Here is a 17974-nt window from a genome sequence, read left to right on the forward strand (position 1 = left end):
CAATGCAGAGGGCTTTTTATTTTCTACTCCGCTTGTTCAATCACTCTCGCAATCGCGTCCGCCTGGCTCACCATTGAGACATGGCTTGCCGCAACCTCCGACGTTTTTGCATTGATCTTCTGCGCCATCGCGCGCTCAAGCTCCGGATTGATCATCCGATCGTTCTTGCTGACCACAAACCAGCTCGGCTTATCATGCCAGGCCGCATGGGTAATTTTCTCTACGAACGCATCGGCTTTAATCGGCCCCTGCGTCGCTGCGATCGCGCGCTGCTCATCCGTATTCGCATCGGGCGCAAAATCCTCGCGGACCGCTTTTGGCGGCAGGTACAGATATCCGTCCGCGGTTTTAGCAATGCCCGCGCTGCCCGGCGGTGCGGGATAGCTTCCGGCCAGATCCGCCGTCGATTGGCCCGAATCCGGCGCAAAAGCGGCAACGTACACCAGCGATTTCACCCGCGCAGCGTTACCCGCCTCGCTAATCACCGTGCCGCCCCAGGAGTGGCCCACCAGCACCACGTCGCTGTGCGCGCGGGCGATGGCGCGCCGGGTGGCGGCTACGTCATCTTCTAGTGAGGTGAGGGGAAGCTGTACGGCAATTACCTCCGTATGCTGTTTTTGTAATTGGGCAATCACTTTATTCCAGCTGCTGCCGTCGGCGAACGCGCCGTGTACCAGCACGACGCTGGTTTTATTCTCCGCAAAGGCGCTGGCCGAAAGCGCCAGCAGGCCTGCTGTCAGTACAGACAGTGCTTTCATTTTCATTCTCCTTAGAAATGATGGATCGCCGCATGGGGCGGCACGGTAAATTCAACGGTTTTGTGATCGAGGGGTTTGTGCGTCGGGTCGGCCATGATAACCGTCACCTTGTGCTTACCTGCGGGCAGACCCACCAGAATCACCGGTTCGCCGCTGGTATCGGCCCAGTGCCACGGATTATCGTCAACGACGACGTGAATATGGCCAATTCTCGGGGATACCTTTAACGCCTCGGGGCCAAACACCGGCTCAATGCGTAGGTTTTCCGTGCGGTACTGAATAAAGACGGCCCCTTTGCTCAGCGGGCCCGCCAGCGGCGGGTCGACAATCAGCTTCGCGGGCGGCTGCGGGTGTTCCAGCGGGGCGACGGCTGCCGGGCCGTTAATATCCGCGGCGCTGAGCCCATTTAACGATGAAGCTGTAGCGCTGGCTACCGATGCCAGCGCCAGTAAAGGCAGCAGTAAATATCCACGTCTCATCTGCGTATCTCCTCTGTGATTAATCCTGCGACAGCCACAGAAGACCATTTCTATGTGTCCGGGCTGTTTGCCGCACGCGCCTTTTTGTACCGACGTGTCAGCATCGCGTTTGGGATACGTTGCGATACATTTTGCCTGACGGTACCGCGCGCGAGGGCGATGGCTAACCCCGCAATCAACAGCGTCAGACCCAATGAAACCCACATGGCTTCGGCAATACCCAGCGTTTTATTGAGCCACGCATAGGCAAACGGCGACATTGCCGCCATCAGCTGTCCTGGGATAAATAACCAGCCCGTGAGGCTGGCGTAGCGCCCGGCGCTGAACAGCTCAAGCGGCAGCGTCGCTTTGACGATGGTCATCAAACCGTTAATCGCCCCATAGCCGAGCACAAACCCGGCTGCGCTCCAGGCACACGCGGAGCTGCTCAGGCCGATAAGAAAACAGACCGGCATGGCGAGGGCGGTAAAAAGCGTCAGCCTAATCGGCGTTAAGTGCCCGCCTGCCAGCACCTCCATCAGCCGGGCGCGGCATCAAGGCGACGCCAGCGGGTCTCACCTTGCTGGTGCAGGCTGAACGCATTGAGCAGACCGTGGAGGAAACCATACGCGCCGTGAGCGCGCTCAGCCATGAGGTGAGCGGTACGGTTACCCTGGGCACGGGCGCAACGGCGTGCATTCATCTTCTGCCGCCTTTACTGCAGCAGTTGCGCAGCGATTATCCGCTGCTGAGCGTCGGCGTAACGACCGGCAACACGCGCGACATTGTCCGCGCCGTGGAGGAAAACCGTCTTGATATGGGGCTGGTGACGCTGCCCGTGGCCGGACGGGCGCTTAACGTCATGCCGGTGATTCAGGAAGAGTTTGTCTTTATCGCCTCGCAGCAGGCTGATTTTGCTGGTCTGACGCCCGAGCGGGCTTTCCATCGTGCCGGTAATGGAGCGTGGCAGTATTGAAGCGATCAAGCGAATGGTGCGTGCAGGCCTGGGCTACAGCATTGTGCCAGGCATGTCGGTGGCGCATCCCTCCGACCGCGAGGGGCTAAGCGTGCGTTCACTCACACCGGTACTTGCGCGGCAGTTAGCCGTCGTGATGCGACAGGATAAAATCCTCAGCAGAGGGATTGCGGGTATTGTACGGCTGCTGCTGCACCGCGACGCGGGCTAGCGCTCAGGGGGTTCGACGGTCAGGCTGGTTTGCTGAGACTGAATTTTGTCCTGATGGTGATACCAGGCACCAATGGAGGAATAAACGAAGCGGCCAAAGAAAAACAGAAAGCTGATGAGCAGTATGATGCGTGTCATCCGAGTGTTAAATCGATGTCGTTTGCGCATAGGCGTGGTCTGGCTCACTCTGTTTTCCTGGGTATACCCTTCCGGGCGATGCGGCTATTAAGGCACAGCATGGGGGAAGGGTCAATTCCAGAATGTGTAAAAAACCGTCAATCCAAACTATTTGATTATTTTATTAGTGATTTATATATATTGACCGCTCTGATGGATATGAAAAAGAGCATAAAAAAAGCGAAATAAAGCGTTAAGCGATTAGCCTAATTTGATTTAGGTCAACGGATTCCCGCCACCAATAACTAAAATCCTTCCTCCTGCATGGTTGGGCACATTCCTCTGCACCGCATGCGCGTCAGGATGGATGCCTGTCTTTAATTACTCTCTGGAGAGAAAAGGCTAATCCGGGCATCTATGACTATTATCTCTTTTCTGCAACGCAACAAAAATTGCTGGTGGGCGCTTCCTCTTGTTTTGCCCGTCATGCTACTACCAATACTTAGCGAGGCGAATACCTACACCCGCCTGGGCGAAGGTACCGTCATCCTCTATTATTTTCCGCTCTCGTTTCTGCTGACGATGATGCTGATTTTTGACTTCGCGGCGCTGCCGGGGATTGTCATTTCGCTGCTCTGTCGTTATTACCCGGCCGTCAGCCTGTTTGAAACGCTGGCAAGCGTGCTTCACTTCGTTGTCCCCGTGGTGCTCAGCTGGGGAGGGTATCGCGTCTTTGCCCCGAAACGCAGCCGGGTGTCTTACGGTGACGCGCGCCTTATGGGGCAGCGTATTTTCTGGCAGGTGCTCTGCCCTGCAACGATGTTCTTGCTCTTTTTCCAGTTCGCGGCCTATCTGGGCATCTATGACAGCCGCCGGAGCCTGCAGGGACTGAACCCCATGAACATTTATACCCTGATCAACTATCAGGCGCTGTTGGTGAGCGGATTGACGGCGGTCCCGCTGAGCTATTTACTCATCCGCCTGATTCGCCATCCGCGTTATCTTAAAGCGGTTGTGTCGCAGATTCGGGCGCAGATAGACAAAAAAGTCACGGTAGCGGAATTTCTGATTTGGACCGCGATTTTGGGCGGATTGCTGTCGCTGCTGCTGCTCCCGATGAATGAAAATAGCTCGATTTTCAGCACCAACTACACGCTGTCGCTTCTCATGCCCGTTATGCTTTGGGGCGCGATGCGCTTTGGCTATAGGCTGATGTCGCTTATCTGGACGCCGGTGCTGCTGGTGACGATCCACTATTTTTATCGCTATATTCCTGTCAATCAGGGATACGACATTCAGCTCGCGATAACCTCGTCCAGCTACCTGGTCTTTTCGTTCGTGATCATTTTTATGTCCATGCTGGCGACGCGCCAGCGCGCGGTAAATATTCGCTTCCGTAACCTGGCGCTGCTTGACCCGGTATTGCATATGCCTAACCTGCGGGCGCTAACTCGTTCGCTGAGCAAATCGCCCTGGTCAGCCCTGTGCGTGCTGCGCATTCCCGAGCTGGAAGTGCTGGGGCATAACTATGGCGTCCTGCTGCGCATCCATTACAAGCAAAAGCTGGCGGAGTGGATAAACAAAACGCTGCGGCCGGACGAGGGGGTTTACAACCTGACCGGGTACGACCTGGCAATTCGCATGACGTCCGAAGCGCACCAGGAGCGGATTGAGGTGCTGGACGCGCACATTAAACAGTTTCGTTTTATCTGGGACGGCATGCCGCTCCAGCCGCAGGTCGGCGTGAGCTATTGCTATGTACGTTCGCCGGTGAAGCACCTTCACCTGCTGCTGGGCGAGCTGAGCGTGATTGCCGACCTGTCGCTTTTCACCCATCATCCGGAAAACTTGCAGCAGCGCGGCGCCATGCACCTGCAGCGCTCGCTTAAGAGCAAAATCGAGATGATGAATCGCCTGCAGTGGGCGCTGGACCAGGATGCATTCACCCTCAAGGTTCAGCCCGTCAGCGGGTTACGTGGCGATCGTTATTATGAGGTGCTGCTGCGGATGCCGGACGAGCAGGGCGAACTTCTCTCGCCCGATCGCTTTCTGCCCGTAGCCCAGGAGTTTGGCCTATCGTCTCGCGTGGATCTGTGGGTGATAGCGCGCGCGCTGCAGTTCCTGGCAACGCACCGCGAACGTCTGCCCGCGCAGCGTTTCGCGATCAATCTGGCTCCGTCAACGGTTTGTCGGTCACAGTTCCCGCAGGAGGTGGCGCGGCTTTTGACGAAGTACGGCATTGAAGCCTGGCAGATCATTTTTGAAATAACGGAGTGCGGCTCTTTTGGCGGCACTGAGCAGGTGACGCAGACGCTAAAACAGTTGCAAAAAATGGGCGTGCTTATCGCGATTGATGATTTTGGCACCGGCTATGCCAGCTACGCGCGGTTGAAAAGCGTGGATGCCGATATTCTCAAGATTGACGGCTGCTTTATCCGCAATATCGTGAGCAACAGCCTGGATTACCAGATCGTGGCGTCTATTTGCCATCTGGCGCGAATGAAGAAAATGCTGGTGGTGGCAGAGCACGTTGAAAGCGAAGAGATACGCAGCGCGGTGAATGCGCTGGGTATCGACTATGTGCAGGGATATCTGATCGGCGAGCCGGTTGAGCTGGAGTCGCTTCTCGAAGAACAGGTGCCGCGGGTGGACGCTTGAGCCGTTAAGCCGCCACCTCCGGCGAGCTTTCTTCTTCGATTTTTAGCATCCAGCCGGTCACCGCTTCCCAGTACTGCTGCTCTTTTTCCAGATCCAGCAGGACCAGCGCGTTCTGGCTGAACCAGTCGTGCGGGAAGCTCAGCGTCCAGTGGTGGTCGTCCGTTTTCAGCCTGAGCGTCGGCGGCGTGGTCGTGGCCTGACGCTGGTTGTTAAGCAGCACGCCGAGGCGCAGTAGCTGAATGAGCGGCAGGAACTGTTTTTTCTTGAACAGCGTGAAGCGCGGCAGGTCATCGAGCTTGATGGCCTTGCGGTGGTAGCGCACCAGGGTGGCCATCATGGTCTGCTGTTCCTGATTAAAGCCCGGCAGGTCGCTGTTTTGCAGGATATACGCCGAATGGCGGTGCATCCCGCTGTGGTTGATGTTCAGGCCAACCTCATGCAGCATGGCTGCCCATTTGAGCAGGGCGGCAAGCTGCGGATGGTCAAGCTTGGGGTTCTGCGCCTGCCACTGCTCGTACATTTGCACCGTGGTTTCCAGCACGCGCTTCGCCTGTTCGCGGTCGATATTGTACTGGTTCGCCAGGCTTTGCGCCGTGCGGCTGCGAATGTCCTGATGGCGGAAGCGGCCTTCCATCTCATACAGCACGCCCTCACGCAGCGCGCCGTCGGAGAGGCGCAGCTCCTTGATGGCCAGCGCGTCAAACACGCCGCAGAGGATCGCCAGCCCCGGTACGAATACGGATTTACGCTCTTCGGAAAGCCCCGGCAGGCTCAGCGAATCGAAGCTTTTATGCTTGAGCACTTCTTCGGTAAGCAGCACCAGGCGTTCAGGGGTAATGATCCCGTCCTTTTCGCCCATCGCCAGCAGCACTTCATGCGCAGCCTTAATGGAGCCCGATGCGCCCAGCGCGACGTTCCAACCCTGAATGCGGTACTGCCAGGCCAGATTTTCCAGTTTCTGGATCGCGGCCATGCGCGCGCGCTGGAAGTTTTCGCGGGTGATTGCGCCGCCCGGGAAGTACATTTGCGCGAAGCTGACGCAGCCCATGCGGCGGCTTTCCACCAGCCGCGGCTCGAAGTCTTCGCCAATCACCAACTCCGTCGATCCGCCTCCAATGTCGATCACCAGCTTGCGGCCTTTTTCAGGCTGAGTATGTTCAACGCCCATAAAGATCAGGCGCGCTTCCTCGTTGCCGGAGATGATCTCAATCGGGTAGGGGATAACCTTTTCCGCGCGCTTGAGAAACTCGGCAGCGTTCAGCGCCTGGCGCAGGCTGTGCGTGCCGACGATGCAAACGCTGGACGGTGAGAACCCCTGCAGGCGCTCGGCAAACAGCGAGAGGCAGTTTAAGCCGCGCTCCATCGCCTCTTCGCTGAGCATGCCGCGCGCGTCCAGGCCATCGGCCAGGTGGACGCGCTGCTTCAGGCGGCCGATGATCTGCATGGCGCCATCCACCTCACGGGCGATGACCATGTGGAAGCTGTTAGAACCTAGATCGACCGCAGCAAACTCCTGCGGGCGGGGTGCGTTATCATTTATCGGCATAGGTTAATCAGGTTGCTCGAGTGATTTGATATAGTCGTAAATCGCCAGCTGCGACCGCACTTTACGGCGATTGCCGCGCGGCACGTAGCGATTACTGAGTTCTTTGTCGATATAGCGTGCTTTCACCGTATCGCTAAACAAAATCTCGATAATGTCGAGAATTTGCTGTTTCAGGCGCGGATCGAGAAGCGGAGCCGCGACTTCAATTCGGTAGTCGATGTTGCGCGTCATCCAGTCTGCGGATGAGAGGTACACCTGCTTATCACCCGCGTTGTCGAAGATATAGACCCGGTCGTGCTCCAGGTAACGGTCCACGATGCTGATGACGCGAATGTTGTCGCTAATGCCTTCCAGCTCTGGGATCAGGGAGCACATGCCGCGAATAAGCAGGTTGACCGGCACGCCGGAGCTGGACGCCGCATACAGGCGATCGACAAGCCCTTTGTCGACCAGGTTGTTGAGCTTCAGCGTGATCCCGGACGATAAACCCTGCTGCGCGTTCGCAATCTCCTTATCGATCATCTGGTACAGCAGGCGCCGCGAGTTCTGCGGGGACACCAGCAGATAGTCGAAGCTCACCGGACGATACGGGTTCTCAATAAAGTTGAACACCCGGCGCACCTCGTTGGTGATCCGCGCATCGGCGGTCAGCAGCGAGTAGTCGGTATAAATACGCGCGGTTTTCTCGTTAAAGTTGCCGGTGCCGATGTGGGCGTAGCGCACCACGTCGTCGCCCTCTTTACGGGAGATCAGGAACAGCTTGGCGTGAATTTTCAGCCCCGGCGCGGAGAAGATCACGTGTACGCCCGCTTCCGTCAGGCGTCGCGCCCAGTGGATGTTGGCTTCTTCGTCGAAGCGCGCCTGCAGCTCCACCACCACGGTCACTTTTTTACCGTTGTGCGCCGCGTGGATCATCGCGTCGATGATGCGTGAATCTTTCGCCACGCGGTAGATGTTGATTTTGATCGCCAGCACGTTCGGGTCGAACGACGCCTGGCGGAGCAGTTCAAGCACGTGCTCGAACGTGTGGTATGGATAGTAGAGCAGGACGTCGCGCTCGCGGATGGCGTCAAACCCGTTACGGAACTTATCGAACCAGATATGGCGCAGGCGCGGCAGCGGCTTGTTCACCAGGTTGGCTTTGCCCACGTTCGGGAAACCAATGAAGTCTTTAAAGTTGTGATAGCGCCCGCCGGGGATAATAGAGTCGTAGCGGGAGATGGTCAGCTTATCGCGCAGCATTTCCACCATCGCATCGGGCATGTCGCGCTGATAGACGAAACGCACCGGTTCGGCGGTCAGGCGCTGCTTGAGGCTGGAGGACATCAGCTCCATCAGGCTGGCTTCCATCTCGTGCACCAGGTCATATTCGGCGTCGCGGGTCATCTTCATCGAGTAGGCGTTAAGCGCGTCGTAATCGAAGAAGCCCTTGAAGATATCGTCCAGGCAGTAGCGAAGAATGTTGTCCAGCAGGATCATCGGCTTGCGTCGGCGCGGCGTTTCCGGCGGCAGGTTCACAAAGCGCGGAACCTTATCGGACGGAATTTCCAGCAGCGCGTAGCTGATGCTCTCGCCGCGAATAATCTCCACCGCCAGATAGGTGTAATCATCCTTCAGGAACTGCACCAGGTCGGTTTCGCGGTTGATTAAAATCGGCGTAATGTGCTGGCGCAGATAGTGTTTGAAGTAATGACGCAGCCAGGTTTGCTGGTTGACGGAGAGCTGTCGCTCGTTGATCAGGAAGATTTGGTTGCGCGCCATTTCCAGCAATAGCTCGTTATAAAGGCCATCAAATTCCTGATCGGCCTTCATGACGCGGGACTGAATTTTGCCGAGCAGATGGCGCGAGTGCGAGTTCAAACCCTGCTCTTCGCTGATGATGATTCGCCGCTTCAGTTCGGCAAAGCGAACCTTATAAAATTCATCCAGGTTATTCGAGTAGATGCCCAGGAAGCGCATACGCTCAATCAGCGGGTTGGTTTTGTCCGCCGCTTCCTGGAGTACGCGCTCGTTAAAGGCTAACCAGCTAAGCTCTTTCTCAATGTATAACTTTTCCTGACCCATTACAGCTCACACTCCAGTTCAATCACAGGACGTGGTAAATCCGTCTCGTCCTTATTATGGCGAGCATTTCCACGATATGTCCAACAGTGCCAGAAAAGTATGACAGTTATTTTTTTTGTTGGGGATTTTAGGGGGTTGGGGAAGGGACTATCGGGTAATGCACGCTGTAGGTCGGGCAAGCGCAGCGCCACCCGACATAACAAACTACTCTTCTGCCGCATAACCCTGCGGGGGCAGCTTCACGCCGTCCAGCCAGGCGGCGCCGTCGCGCATCTCCAGACGCCCGTCGACAAACCAGCTTACCACCAGCGGGTAGATAGCGTGTTCCTGCGTCTGTACGCGTTCCGTCACGTCATCTTCGCTGTCGCCGTCAAAGACCGGGACTTTCGCCTGCAGGATCACCGGCCCGCCGTCCAGCTCGTCGGTAACGAAATGCACGGAGGTGCCGTGCTCCTCATCGCCATTTTCCAGCACCTGACGGTGCGTGTGCAGGCCGGGGTATTTCGGCAGGAGAGAAGGGTGAATGTTCAGCAGACGCCCCGCGTAGTGCGCAACAAAAGCCGGGCTGAGGATGCGCATATAGCCGGCCAGTACCACGACGTCGGGCGCATAGGCATCAATCTCCTGCACCAGCTCGCGGTCGAACGCTTCGCGGCCAGCGAACTGGCTGGCCTCCAGCGCATGGGCGGGAATGTTCGTTTCCCGCGCCCGCTCAAGGCCGAACGCGTCGGCCTTATTGCTGAACACTGCCCGAATGGTGCCATTGATTTTCTTCTGCCTGCAGGCGTCTATGATGGCCTGCAAATTGCTTCCGTTACCGGAAATGAGCACCACGATGTTTTTCATTCAATGACCACACGCTGTTCGGAATCGGAAGCTTTAATCGTACCGATTTTCCACGCGTTTTCACCTTTCTCGTTCAGCAGCTTAACCGCGCTATCCGCTTCGCTCGCTGGCAATGCGATAACCATGCCCACGCCGCAGTTGAACGTGCGGTACATTTCGTGGTCGCTCACGTTACCGGCCGTTTGCAGCCAGTTAAAGACGGACGGCCACTGCCAGGAGGATTCGTCGATAACGGCCTGAGTGTTATCCGGCAGCACGCGCGGAATGTTTTCCCAGAAGCCGCCGCCGGTCAGGTGGGCAATGGCGTGCACGTCCACATTCTCGATAAGCTCAAGGATGTTTTTCACGTAGATGCGGGTTGGCGCCAGCAGGTGGTCGGCCAGCGGTTTGCCGTCGAGCTCGGTGGTTTGCGGGTCGCAGCCGCTGACGTCGAGGATTTTGCGCACCAGAGAGTAGCCGTTAGAGTGCGGTCCGCTGGACGCCAGGGCAACCAGCACGTCGCCGTCAGCCACTTTGCTGCCGTCGATGATTTCTGATTTTTCTACTACGCCGACGCAAAAGCCCGCGACGTCATAATCTTCACCGTGATACATGCCCGGCATTTCTGCGGTCTCGCCACCCACCAGCGCACAGCCCGACTGCAGGCAGCCCTCGGCGATGCCGTTGATCACGCTGGCAGCGGTATCCACGTCCAGCTTGCCGGTCGCGTAGTAGTCGAGGAAGAACAGCGGCTCCGCGCCCTGTACCACCAGGTCGTTTACGCACATCGCCACCAGGTCGATGCCGATGGTGTCGTGACGCTTAAGATCCATCGCCAGGCGCAGTTTTGTCCCTACGCCGTCAGTACCCGAGACCAGCACAGGTTCACGATATTTTTGCGGCAGCGCGCACAGTGCGCCGAATCCACCCAGGCCACCCATTACTTCAGGGCGACGGGTTTTTTTCACCACACCTTTGATTCGGTCAACCAGCGCATTACCTGCGTCAATATCAACACCGGCATCTTTGTAGCTGAGAGAAGTTTTGTTGGTCACGGCTAAAGTCCCCACGCGATTGCATAGCTTGTAAGAAAAATCGGCGCAATTCTAACAGTCCAGGCAAACGTTTGCGAGCCTATTATGGGAAGGCGTTATTTTTTTTCTGAGCGCGTTGTTACGGCTGCCAAAGTTGACTCCGTTCACGGAAATGAAACCGGTTTCGGTATTCTGCTTGCAACCTGTTATCCCTTTGAACATCATCATCCTGAAACCGGTTTCTGTAGCTGTTTTTGCAGAAAATAACGCAGAATGAGGGAATGAGAATGTCAGGATTCAAAGCAGGTTTTCTTTGGGGCGGCGCCGTTGCCGCGCATCAGCTTGAAGGCGGCTGGAAAGAGGGCGGCAAGGGCGTCAGCGTTGCCGACGTGATGACGGCGGGCGCACACGGCGTGCCGCGCGAAATCACCGCGGGCGTGCTGGAAGGGAAAAATTACCCGAATCACGAAGCCATCGACTTCTACCATCGCTATAAGGAAGATATCCAGCTTTTTGCCGAGATGGGATTCAAATGCTTCCGCACCTCTATCGCATGGACGCGCATCTTCCCGAAAGGGGATGAGCAGGAGCCAAACGAAGCGGGCCTGCAATTCTACGACGATCTGTTCGACGAGTGCCTGAAGCACGGCATTGAGCCGGTTATTACCCTGTCTCACTTCGAAATGCCTTTCCATCTGGTCACCGAATACGGCGGCTGGCGCAACCGCAAGCTGATCGACTTCTTCGTTCGCTTCGCAAAAGTGGTTTTCCAGCGCTATCAGCACAAGGTGAAGTACTGGATGACCTTCAACGAAATCAATAACCAGGCCAACTTCCACGAAGATTTTGCGCCGTTTACCAACTCCGGACTGAAGTACGCGCCGGGTGAAGACCGCGAGCCGGTCATGTTCCAGGCGGCGCACTACGAGCTGGTCGCCAGCGCGCTGGCCGTGAAGGCAGGGCGCGAGATTAACCCCTCGCTGCAAATCGGCTGCATGATCGCCATGTGCCCCATCTACCCGCTGACCTGCGCGCCGGACGATATGATGATGGCGATGAACGCCATGCACCGCCGCTACTGGTTCACCGACGTTCACGTGCGCGGCGCGTATCCGCAGCACCTGCTCAACTATTTCGACCGCCGCGGCTTTGCGCTGGATATCACCGAAGAGGATAAAGCCGCGCTGAAGCAGGGCTGCGTGGACTACATCGGCTTTAGCTATTACATGTCCTTCACCACAAAAGCGACGGCGGACAACCCGCAGCTCGACTACGACGAGAGCAAAAGCCTGGTCTCCAACCCGTACGTGCAGAAATCCGACTGGGGATGGCAGATTGACCCGGTTGGCCTGCGCTACTCGCTGAACTGGTTCTGGGATCACTACCAGCTGCCGCTGTTCATCGTTGAAAACGGCTTTGGCGCCATCGACGTGCAGGAGAGCGACGGCACGGTGAACGACCAGTACCGCATTGATTATCTTGCGGCGCACATCCGCGAGATGAAAAAAGCGGTGGTGGAAGACGGCGTTGATCTGATGGGCTACACCCCGTGGGGCTGTATCGACCTCGTTTCTGCCGGCACGGGCGAAATGAAAAAGCGCTACGGCTTTATCTTTGTCGATAAAGATAACGAGGGCAACGGCACGCTGAACCGCAGCAAGAAGAAGTCGTTCGACTGGTATAAGCAGGTGATAGCCAGCAACGGCGAGCAGCTATAATTGCCCGCTGGCGCTGCGCTTACCGGGCCTGTCGAGATTGTAGGTCGGGTAAGCGTCAGCGCCAACCGACAAAAACGTACACGAGGCCGGAGCTTGCCCTCCGGTTTTTTTACGTCTAAACCATTTTGATTGATCGCCGTCAAGCAACATGGGTATGGCCTAATCAGAAAAAAGCGGTATAATCCCGCGATTTTTTTGCGGATGCCACCTCAGAGGAGAAAGAGAATGAAGATTGTGGAAGTGAAACACCCACTCGTTAAACACAAGTTGGGCCTGATGCGTGAGCATGACATCAGCACGAAGCGTTTTCGCGAACTGGCTTCTGAAGTGGGCAGCCTGCTGACCTACGAAGCAACCTCCGATCTGGAAACCGAAAAAGTGACCATCGAAGGCTGGAACGGTCCGGTACAGGTTGAGCAGATTAAGGGTAAGAAAATCACCGTTGTGCCAATCCTGCGCGCGGGTCTGGGCATGATGGAAGGCGTGCTGGAGCACGTGCCGAGCGCGCGCATCAGCGTGGTCGGGATCTACCGTGACGAAGAAACCCTCGAGCCGGTCCCGTACTTCCAAAAGCTGGTCTCTAACATCGACGAGCGTATGGCGCTGGTGGTTGACCCAATGCTGGCAACCGGTGGCTCAATGATCGCCACCATCGACCTGCTGAAAAAAGCGGGCTGCAGCAGCATCAAGGTGCTGGTGCTGGTTGCGGCGCCTGAAGGTATCGCGGCGCTGGAAAAAGCGCACCCGGACGTAGAGCTGTATACCGCCTCCGTCGACCAGGGGCTAAACGAGCACGGGTACATTATCCCGGGGCTTGGCGATGCCGGCGATAAGATCTTTGGTACTAAATAATCGAATAACGATAAATAAGCCGACTTTGAGAGTCGGCTTTTTTTTGAATAAAACACACATAACTAACCATCTCAGAGGAAAACACTATGACGCGCCGTGCTATCGGGGTGAGTGAAAGACCGCCGCTTTTACAGACGATCCCGCTTAGTTTGCAGCACCTGTTCGCCATGTTTGGCGCAACCGTGCTGGTGCCAATCCTGTTTCACATCAACCCGGCCACCGTTCTGCTGTTCAACGGCGTCGGCACGCTGCTTTACCTCTTTATCTGCAAGGGCAAAATTCCGGCCTATCTCGGCTCAAGCTTCGCCTTTATCTCGCCGGTGCTGCTGCTGCTGCCGCTGGGTTATGAAGTGGCGCTGGGCGGCTTTATTATGTGTGGCGTGTTGTTCTGCCTGGTCTCCTTCATCGTGAAGAAAGCCGGTACGGGCTGGCTGGACGTGATGTTTCCCCCTGCGGCGATGGGCGCAATCGTTGCCGTTATCGGCCTCGAGCTTGCAGGCGTAGCCGCAAATATGGCCGGACTGCTGCCCGCAGACGGACAATCACCGGATTCCAAAACCATCATCATCTCGCTGGTGACGCTGGGCGTGACGGTATTCGGCTCGGTCCTGTTCCGCGGCTTTATGGCGATTATCCCGATCCTAATCGGCGTGCTGGCGGGCTATGCGCTCTCCTTCGCCATGGGCGTTGTTGATACCACGCCGATTGCAGAAGCGCACTGGTTTGCGCTGCCAACCTTCTATACCCCGCGCTTCGAATGGTTCGCTATTTTCACCATCCTGCCCGCCGCGCTGGTGGTGATTGCCGAGCACGTCGGCCACCTGGTGGTGACGGCGAACATCGTGAAGCGTGACCTGATCCGCGATCCGGGCCTGCACCGCTCTATGTTTGCCAACGGCCTCTCTACCATTATCTCCGGCTTCTTTGGCTCAACCCCCAATACCACCTACGGCGAGAATATCGGCGTGATGGCAATTACCCGCGTCTACAGCACCTGGGTTATTGGCGGCGCGGCGATCATTGCCATTCTGCTCTCCTGCGTGGGCAAGCTGGCGGCAGCGATTCAGATCATCCCGGTCCCGGTAATGGGCGGCGTCTCCCTGCTGCTGTACGGGGTGATCGGCGCCTCAGGTATCCGCGTGCTGATCGAATCGAAAGTGGATTACAGCAAAGCGCAAAACCTGATCCTCACCTCGGTCATTCTGATTATCGGCGTGAGCGGCGCGAAGGTGCACATCGGTGCGGCGGAGCTGAAAGGCATGGCGCTGGCGACCATCGTCGGCGTGGGCCTGAGCCTGATTTTCAAGCTGATCTCGGTGATCCGCCCGGAAGAGGTGGTACTGGACGCTGACGAAAGCGAAAAAGCGCCACATTGATCGGATATACACTAAATCATTCAAGCTGCATCAAGGCGGCAAGTCTGAGAAATCCCCGGGAGCTTACTCAAGAAAGTGACTGGGGTGAGCGGACGCAGCCAACGCAGAGACAGCTTGAAGGATGACGTGTAAACCGGGTGGACGATCCGCCCGGTTCTCTCCTTGCGGGTTCCGTGTTAAACTCGTTGCCGATTTTTAGTCAGATCTGGTTGAGGTATTTCTGAACGGACCGGCACAGCTCTCTCTGCCACTTTATCTCCCTGACGATGAAACTTTCTCAAGTTTCTGGCCGGGCGATAACCCCTCTTTACTGGCTGCACTGCAAAACGTGCTGCGCCAGGATCACAGCGGATACATCTACATCTGGTCACGCGAAGGCGCGGGGCGCAGCCACCTGCTGCATGCCGCCTGCGCGGAGCTTTCCGCTCGCGGTGACGCGGTGGGCTATGTGCCGCTGGACAAGCGTACCTGGTTCGTGCCGGAGGTGCTTGAGGGAATGGAACATCTCTCACTGGTCTGCATCGATAATATCGAGTGCGTGGCGGGGGATGAGCCGTGGGAAATGGCGATCTTCAACCTGTACAACCGCATCCTGGAGTCGGGCAAAACCCGGCTGCTGATCACCGGCGATCGTCCGCCGCGCCAGCTTAACCTTGGGCTACCGGATCTGGCCTCTCGCCTGGACTGGGGGCAAATCTACAAGCTACAGCCGCTCTCCGACGAAGATAAGCTCCAGGCGCTGCAGCTGCGCGCAAAGCAGCGCGGATTTGAGCTGCCCGAGGACGTGGGGCGCTTCCTGCTGAAGCGCCTGGATCGCGAGATGCGCACGCTGTTTGATACGCTCGATCAGCTCGATCGCGCCTCAATAACCGCCCAGCGCAAGCTGACCATTCCGTTTGTGAAAGATATCCTTAAGCTTTAAGTTTTTTGCCGGGTAGCGGCTGCGCCTTACCCGGCCTGCATAGTGCCCCACCAGGCCCGGTAAGCATAGCGCCGCCGGGCTTAAAGATCCCCCATCAGATGCTCTACCAGCAGCGGAATCGGCCGGCCCGACGCCACGCTTCTGCCGCCTTCCCGCCACAGCGCCGTGCCGCTGATGTCCAGATGCGCCCACGGGATCGTCGGCGGGCAGAAATGGTGCAGCAGCCAGGCCGCCGAGGCGCTGATCGCCGCGTTATTGGTCGGCGTATTGCACAGATCGGCAATCGCGCTCTCGGTCTGCTTTTTCAGCCTCGCGTCCAGCGGCAGGGACCACACCTCGTCGCCGCAGCGCTTCCCTGCCTCGACGAGCGCCTGGCGCAGCGGCTCGTCCTGGGTCATCAGGCCGCTCAGCTCATACCCCAGCGCTTTCACCACCGCGCCCGTTAAGGTTGCCATATCAATGATATAGCGCGCCTGCGGATGGCGCTGGCTGGCCCAGGCGATGGCGTCGGCCAGCACCAGCCGCCCTTCGGCATCGGTGTTATTGATTTCAACGGTCAGGCCGTTGCAGGCGCGCGCAACCGTGCCCGGCTGCATGGCGTCCGGGCCGATGGCATTTTCCGCCAGCGCCAGCACGCCCATGATGCGCACCGGCAGGCCCAGCCCGGCGACGGTGAGCATCAATCCCAGAACGTTCGCCGCGCCGCACATGTCGTACTTCATGGTGTACATGCCCGCGCCTTCCTTCAGCCACAGTCCGCCGGTGTCGAAGGTAATGCCTTTGCCCACGTAGCAGCGCACCTGACCCTCAGTCGCTCCGTCATAATGAATAGCGAGCAGCCGGGGCGGGCAGGTCGCCCCTTTACCCACGGCGTGCAGCAGCCCAAGGCTTCCATCGACGATCTGCTTTTCATCCAGCACCTCGCAGCGCAGGGTAGGGAATGCCGCGCACAGCCGCTGTGCTTCTTCGACAACAAACTGGGGCGTGCAGCGGTCGGACGGCAGATCCGCCAGCTGCCTGGCGGCAATCATGCCTTCGGCGATGGCGTGCTGATGCCTGAAAACGTCCGTCAGCCTCTCCCGCTGCTCGGGCAGGCAAAGCGCCGAGATATGGCGAAGGCGCACGGTGGAGGCATCTGCTTTTTTCAGCTGAAGGTCCGCAAGGCGATGCGCCTGATTGAAGAGAAAGCGCAGCAGCTGCGCCAGCACGGTGTCGTCAACGTTCGTCACGTCAATCACCACGCTCTCGCTGGCGGGGGAGGCCAGCAGCGGGCGCAGCGCGGTGAGTAATCCCTCGGTCAGGCTATCGTGCCAGAGCACGTCCGGCAGCAGCGTGATGCGGGCAAAAGGCGCGCAGCCAAACCGGGCGTCGGCGACGCTTCCCTGCTGGCGCATTTCGGCGACGAGCGGCGTCTCCGGCAGCTGCGCCGAGTCCGCACGGGCAATCAGATGGCTGTGCGCTTCGGCGTCTGAAAGTTCGGTAATCAGTTGCCAGTTCATCATTATTGCTCCTCGATGGGCGCGCGGATGCGCTCGGCGTAGGCCTGCATCCACTCATCATCCACGGGCTGATAGTGCGTTTTTTCTCGCTGGCGTTCGGCGCGAAACACGGTCAGCGGCTGGCGCGCGCTGGCGACGACGAATGAAAAGGTTTTGATGTTAGTCGCCGCGCCGAACTCGCCCTGCCTGTTCATGCAGACGACGGAGAGATCCCCCGCGCGGCCGAAGCGCGACATCAGCTTATCTTCCAGCTCAAACACCACCGAGTCTGCCGCCTGCTGAGGGGACATGCCTCCGGCCATTCGGCGGACGATCTCATAGCTGGTGCAGCCTTTCATCAGGTCTTCGCCGACGCCCGTGGCGGTGGCGGCCCCGGTTTCGCTGTCGCAGTAAAAGCCCGATCCGATAATCGGCGAATCGCCAATGCGGCCACGCTTTTTCATAAACAGGCCGCTGGTGGAGGTGGCGACGCTCATCGACCCCCGCTTATCAAGGCCGATAATCCCGACCGTGTCGTGGCCGTCATACGGGCTCAAGCCCTTATCGAGCGTTTCCCGGCAGCGCTTGCGGTAGTGCTGCATGGCGCGGTCGGTAAGCATGGTTTTATCGGCAAAGCCCTGGCTCAGCGCCCATTCGCGCGCACCCTGGCCGACCAGCAGGCTGTTGTAGCGCTGGCGGCTTAGCGCGTGCGCCACGCGCACCGGGTTGGCGATATCCACCAGATCCCCCACGGCGCCAAACGCGAGTGTGTCGCCGTCCATATAGGCCGCGTCCAGCTCCACCTCGCCGTTCTCGGTGGGCAGGCCGCCGTAGCCGACGGATTTATAAAACGGAAAGTCTTCTACCGCCGCGACGGCGTCAACCACCGCGTCGGCGACCGGCTTCCCTGCTGAAAGGGCAGACGCGGATTCCGTGACGCCTTCCAGCGCCATTCGCCAGGTGGCGATAATTCCCCACATGC

14 protein-coding genes and 2 pseudogenes are annotated in these 17974 nt (G+C 58.0%); 6 read left to right on the forward strand and 10 right to left on the reverse strand.

Annotated elements, in window-relative coordinates; genetic code table 11:
- Positions 1 to 23 precede the first annotated feature (23 nt).
- The 3 genes and pseudogenes from DBY73_RS05745 to DBY73_RS05755 form a co-directional block, all read right to left on the reverse strand.
- On the reverse strand, positions 24 to 758 hold the full coding sequence (locus DBY73_RS05745) for an alpha/beta hydrolase (protein ID WP_112010240.1): 735 nt from the start codon (positions 756 to 758) through the stop codon (positions 24 to 26).
- Positions 759 to 769: 11 nt separating this feature from the next.
- Positions 770 to 1237 carry a DUF6130 family protein gene (locus DBY73_RS05750; protein WP_112010241.1) on the reverse strand — a complete coding sequence of 156 codons (468 nt, stop codon included), beginning with the start codon at positions 1235 to 1237 and terminating at the stop codon, positions 770 to 772.
- A gap of 50 nt (positions 1238 to 1287) precedes the next feature.
- Positions 1288 to 1764: pseudogene (locus tag DBY73_RS05755) on the reverse strand (MFS transporter); the annotation flags it as partial.
- Here DBY73_RS05755 and DBY73_RS05760 point away from each other — a divergent pair.
- A pseudogene (locus DBY73_RS05760) lies at positions 1761 to 2403 on the forward strand (LysR family transcriptional regulator substrate-binding protein); the annotation flags it as partial. The pseudogenes DBY73_RS05755 and DBY73_RS05760 sit on opposite strands and share 4 nt — an antisense overlap.
- Here DBY73_RS05760 and DBY73_RS05765 read toward each other — a convergent pair.
- On the reverse strand, positions 2400 to 2588 hold the full coding sequence (locus tag DBY73_RS05765; protein WP_112010242.1) for a YfgG family protein: 189 nt from the start codon (positions 2586 to 2588) through the stop codon (positions 2400 to 2402). The pseudogene DBY73_RS05760 and the gene DBY73_RS05765 overlap by 4 nt on opposite strands.
- 348 nt (positions 2589 to 2936) lie before the next feature.
- Here DBY73_RS05765 and DBY73_RS05770 point away from each other — a divergent pair, with 348 nt between their 5' ends.
- Positions 2937 to 5177: an EAL domain-containing protein gene (locus DBY73_RS05770; RefSeq protein ID WP_112010243.1), complete on the forward strand. Its 2241-nt coding sequence runs from the start codon at positions 2937 to 2939 to the stop codon at positions 5175 to 5177.
- A gap of 4 nt (positions 5178 to 5181) precedes the next feature.
- Here DBY73_RS05770 and ppx read toward each other — a convergent pair whose 3' ends face one another.
- From ppx to purM, 4 genes are all read right to left on the reverse strand, one after another.
- Positions 5182 to 6723, reverse strand: a complete 1542-nt coding sequence (gene ppx / locus DBY73_RS05775) for an exopolyphosphatase (RefSeq protein ID WP_112010244.1) — start codon at positions 6721 to 6723, stop codon at positions 5182 to 5184.
- A gap of 3 nt (positions 6724 to 6726) precedes the next feature.
- Positions 6727 to 8787, reverse strand: coding sequence for a polyphosphate kinase 1 (gene ppk1 / locus DBY73_RS05780; protein ID WP_112010245.1), 2061 nt, complete (start codon positions 8785 to 8787; stop codon positions 6727 to 6729).
- A gap of 204 nt (positions 8788 to 8991) precedes the next feature.
- Complete coding sequence (purN, locus tag DBY73_RS05785; protein WP_112010246.1) at positions 8992 to 9633, reverse strand: phosphoribosylglycinamide formyltransferase; 642 nt, start codon at positions 9631 to 9633, stop codon at positions 8992 to 8994.
- Positions 9630 to 10667 (reverse strand): phosphoribosylformylglycinamidine cyclo-ligase, encoded by a 1038-nt coding sequence (gene purM, locus DBY73_RS05790; protein WP_112010247.1) that lies wholly within the window; start codon positions 10665 to 10667, stop codon positions 9630 to 9632. Before purM ends, purN begins: the two co-directional genes overlap by 4 nt.
- A 266-nt stretch (positions 10668 to 10933) precedes the next feature.
- Between purM and DBY73_RS05795 the strand changes: the two genes are divergently transcribed.
- The 4 genes from DBY73_RS05795 to DBY73_RS05815 all read left to right on the forward strand — a co-directional run bounded on the left by DBY73_RS05795 (position 10934) and on the right by DBY73_RS05815 (position 15514).
- Positions 10934 to 12364: a 6-phospho-beta-glucosidase gene (locus DBY73_RS05795; protein WP_112010248.1), complete on the forward strand. Its 1431-nt coding sequence runs from the start codon at positions 10934 to 10936 to the stop codon at positions 12362 to 12364.
- 225 nt (positions 12365 to 12589) lie between these two features.
- Positions 12590 to 13216 carry a uracil phosphoribosyltransferase gene (gene upp / locus DBY73_RS05800; protein WP_040074548.1) on the forward strand — a complete coding sequence of 209 codons (627 nt, stop codon included), beginning with the start codon at positions 12590 to 12592 and terminating at the stop codon, positions 13214 to 13216.
- 86 nt (positions 13217 to 13302) lie between these two features.
- Positions 13303 to 14592: a uracil permease gene (uraA, locus tag DBY73_RS05805; RefSeq protein ID WP_112010249.1), complete on the forward strand. Its 1290-nt coding sequence runs from the start codon at positions 13303 to 13305 to the stop codon at positions 14590 to 14592.
- A 220-nt stretch (positions 14593 to 14812) separates the two neighbouring features.
- Entirely contained in the window at positions 14813 to 15514 is a 702-nt protein-coding gene (locus DBY73_RS05815; RefSeq protein ID WP_220092922.1) for a DnaA inactivator Hda, read from the forward strand.
- An 80-nt stretch (positions 15515 to 15594) separates the two neighbouring features.
- Here the strand turns inward: DBY73_RS05815 and DBY73_RS05820 are convergent, their stop codons facing one another.
- Positions 15595 to 17016 (reverse strand): leucyl aminopeptidase family protein, encoded by a 1422-nt coding sequence (locus tag DBY73_RS05820; protein WP_112010251.1) that lies wholly within the window; start codon positions 17014 to 17016, stop codon positions 15595 to 15597.
- Complete coding sequence (locus DBY73_RS05825; RefSeq protein ID WP_112010252.1) at positions 17016 to 17972, reverse strand: N(4)-(beta-N-acetylglucosaminyl)-L-asparaginase; 957 nt, start codon at positions 17970 to 17972, stop codon at positions 17016 to 17018. The genes DBY73_RS05820 and DBY73_RS05825 overlap by 1 nt, the downstream gene beginning before the upstream one ends.
- Positions 17973 to 17974 lie beyond the last annotated feature (2 nt).

Origin of the sequence: Enterobacter sp. RIT418, assembly GCF_003057745.1 — a bacterium.
Classification (GTDB): domain Bacteria; phylum Pseudomonadota; class Gammaproteobacteria; order Enterobacterales; family Enterobacteriaceae; genus Enterobacter.

Bases quoted from the DNA above. Each gene is read 5' to 3' on its own strand.
- DBY73_RS05745 (WP_112010240.1), bottom strand. From the start codon at position 758: ATGAAAGCACTGTCTGTACTGACAGCAGGCCTGCTGGCGCTTTCGGCC.
- DBY73_RS05750 (WP_112010241.1), bottom strand. From the start codon at position 1,237: ATGAGACGTGGATATTTACTGCTGCCTTTACTGGCGCTGGCATCGGTA.
- DBY73_RS05770 (WP_112010243.1), top strand. From the start codon at position 2,937: ATGACTATTATCTCTTTTCTGCAACGCAACAAAAATTGCTGGTGGGCG.
- ppx (WP_112010244.1), bottom strand. From the start codon at position 6,723: ATGCCGATAAATGATAACGCACCCCGCCCGCAGGAGTTTGCTGCGGTC.
- ppk1 (WP_112010245.1), bottom strand. From the start codon at position 8,787: ATGGGTCAGGAAAAGTTATACATTGAGAAAGAGCTTAGCTGGTTAGCC.
- purN (WP_112010246.1), bottom strand. From the start codon at position 9,633: ATGAAAAACATCGTGGTGCTCATTTCCGGTAACGGAAGCAATTTGCAG.
- DBY73_RS05795 (WP_112010248.1), top strand. From the start codon at position 10,934: ATGTCAGGATTCAAAGCAGGTTTTCTTTGGGGCGGCGCCGTTGCCGCG.
- upp (WP_040074548.1), top strand. From the start codon at position 12,590: ATGAAGATTGTGGAAGTGAAACACCCACTCGTTAAACACAAGTTGGGC.
- uraA (WP_112010249.1), top strand. From the start codon at position 13,303: ATGACGCGCCGTGCTATCGGGGTGAGTGAAAGACCGCCGCTTTTACAG.
- DBY73_RS05820 (WP_112010251.1), bottom strand. From the start codon at position 17,016: ATGATGAACTGGCAACTGATTACCGAACTTTCAGACGCCGAAGCGCAC.
- DBY73_RS05825 (WP_112010252.1), bottom strand. From the start codon at position 17,972: ATGTGGGGAATTATCGCCACCTGGCGAATGGCGCTGGAAGGCGTCACG.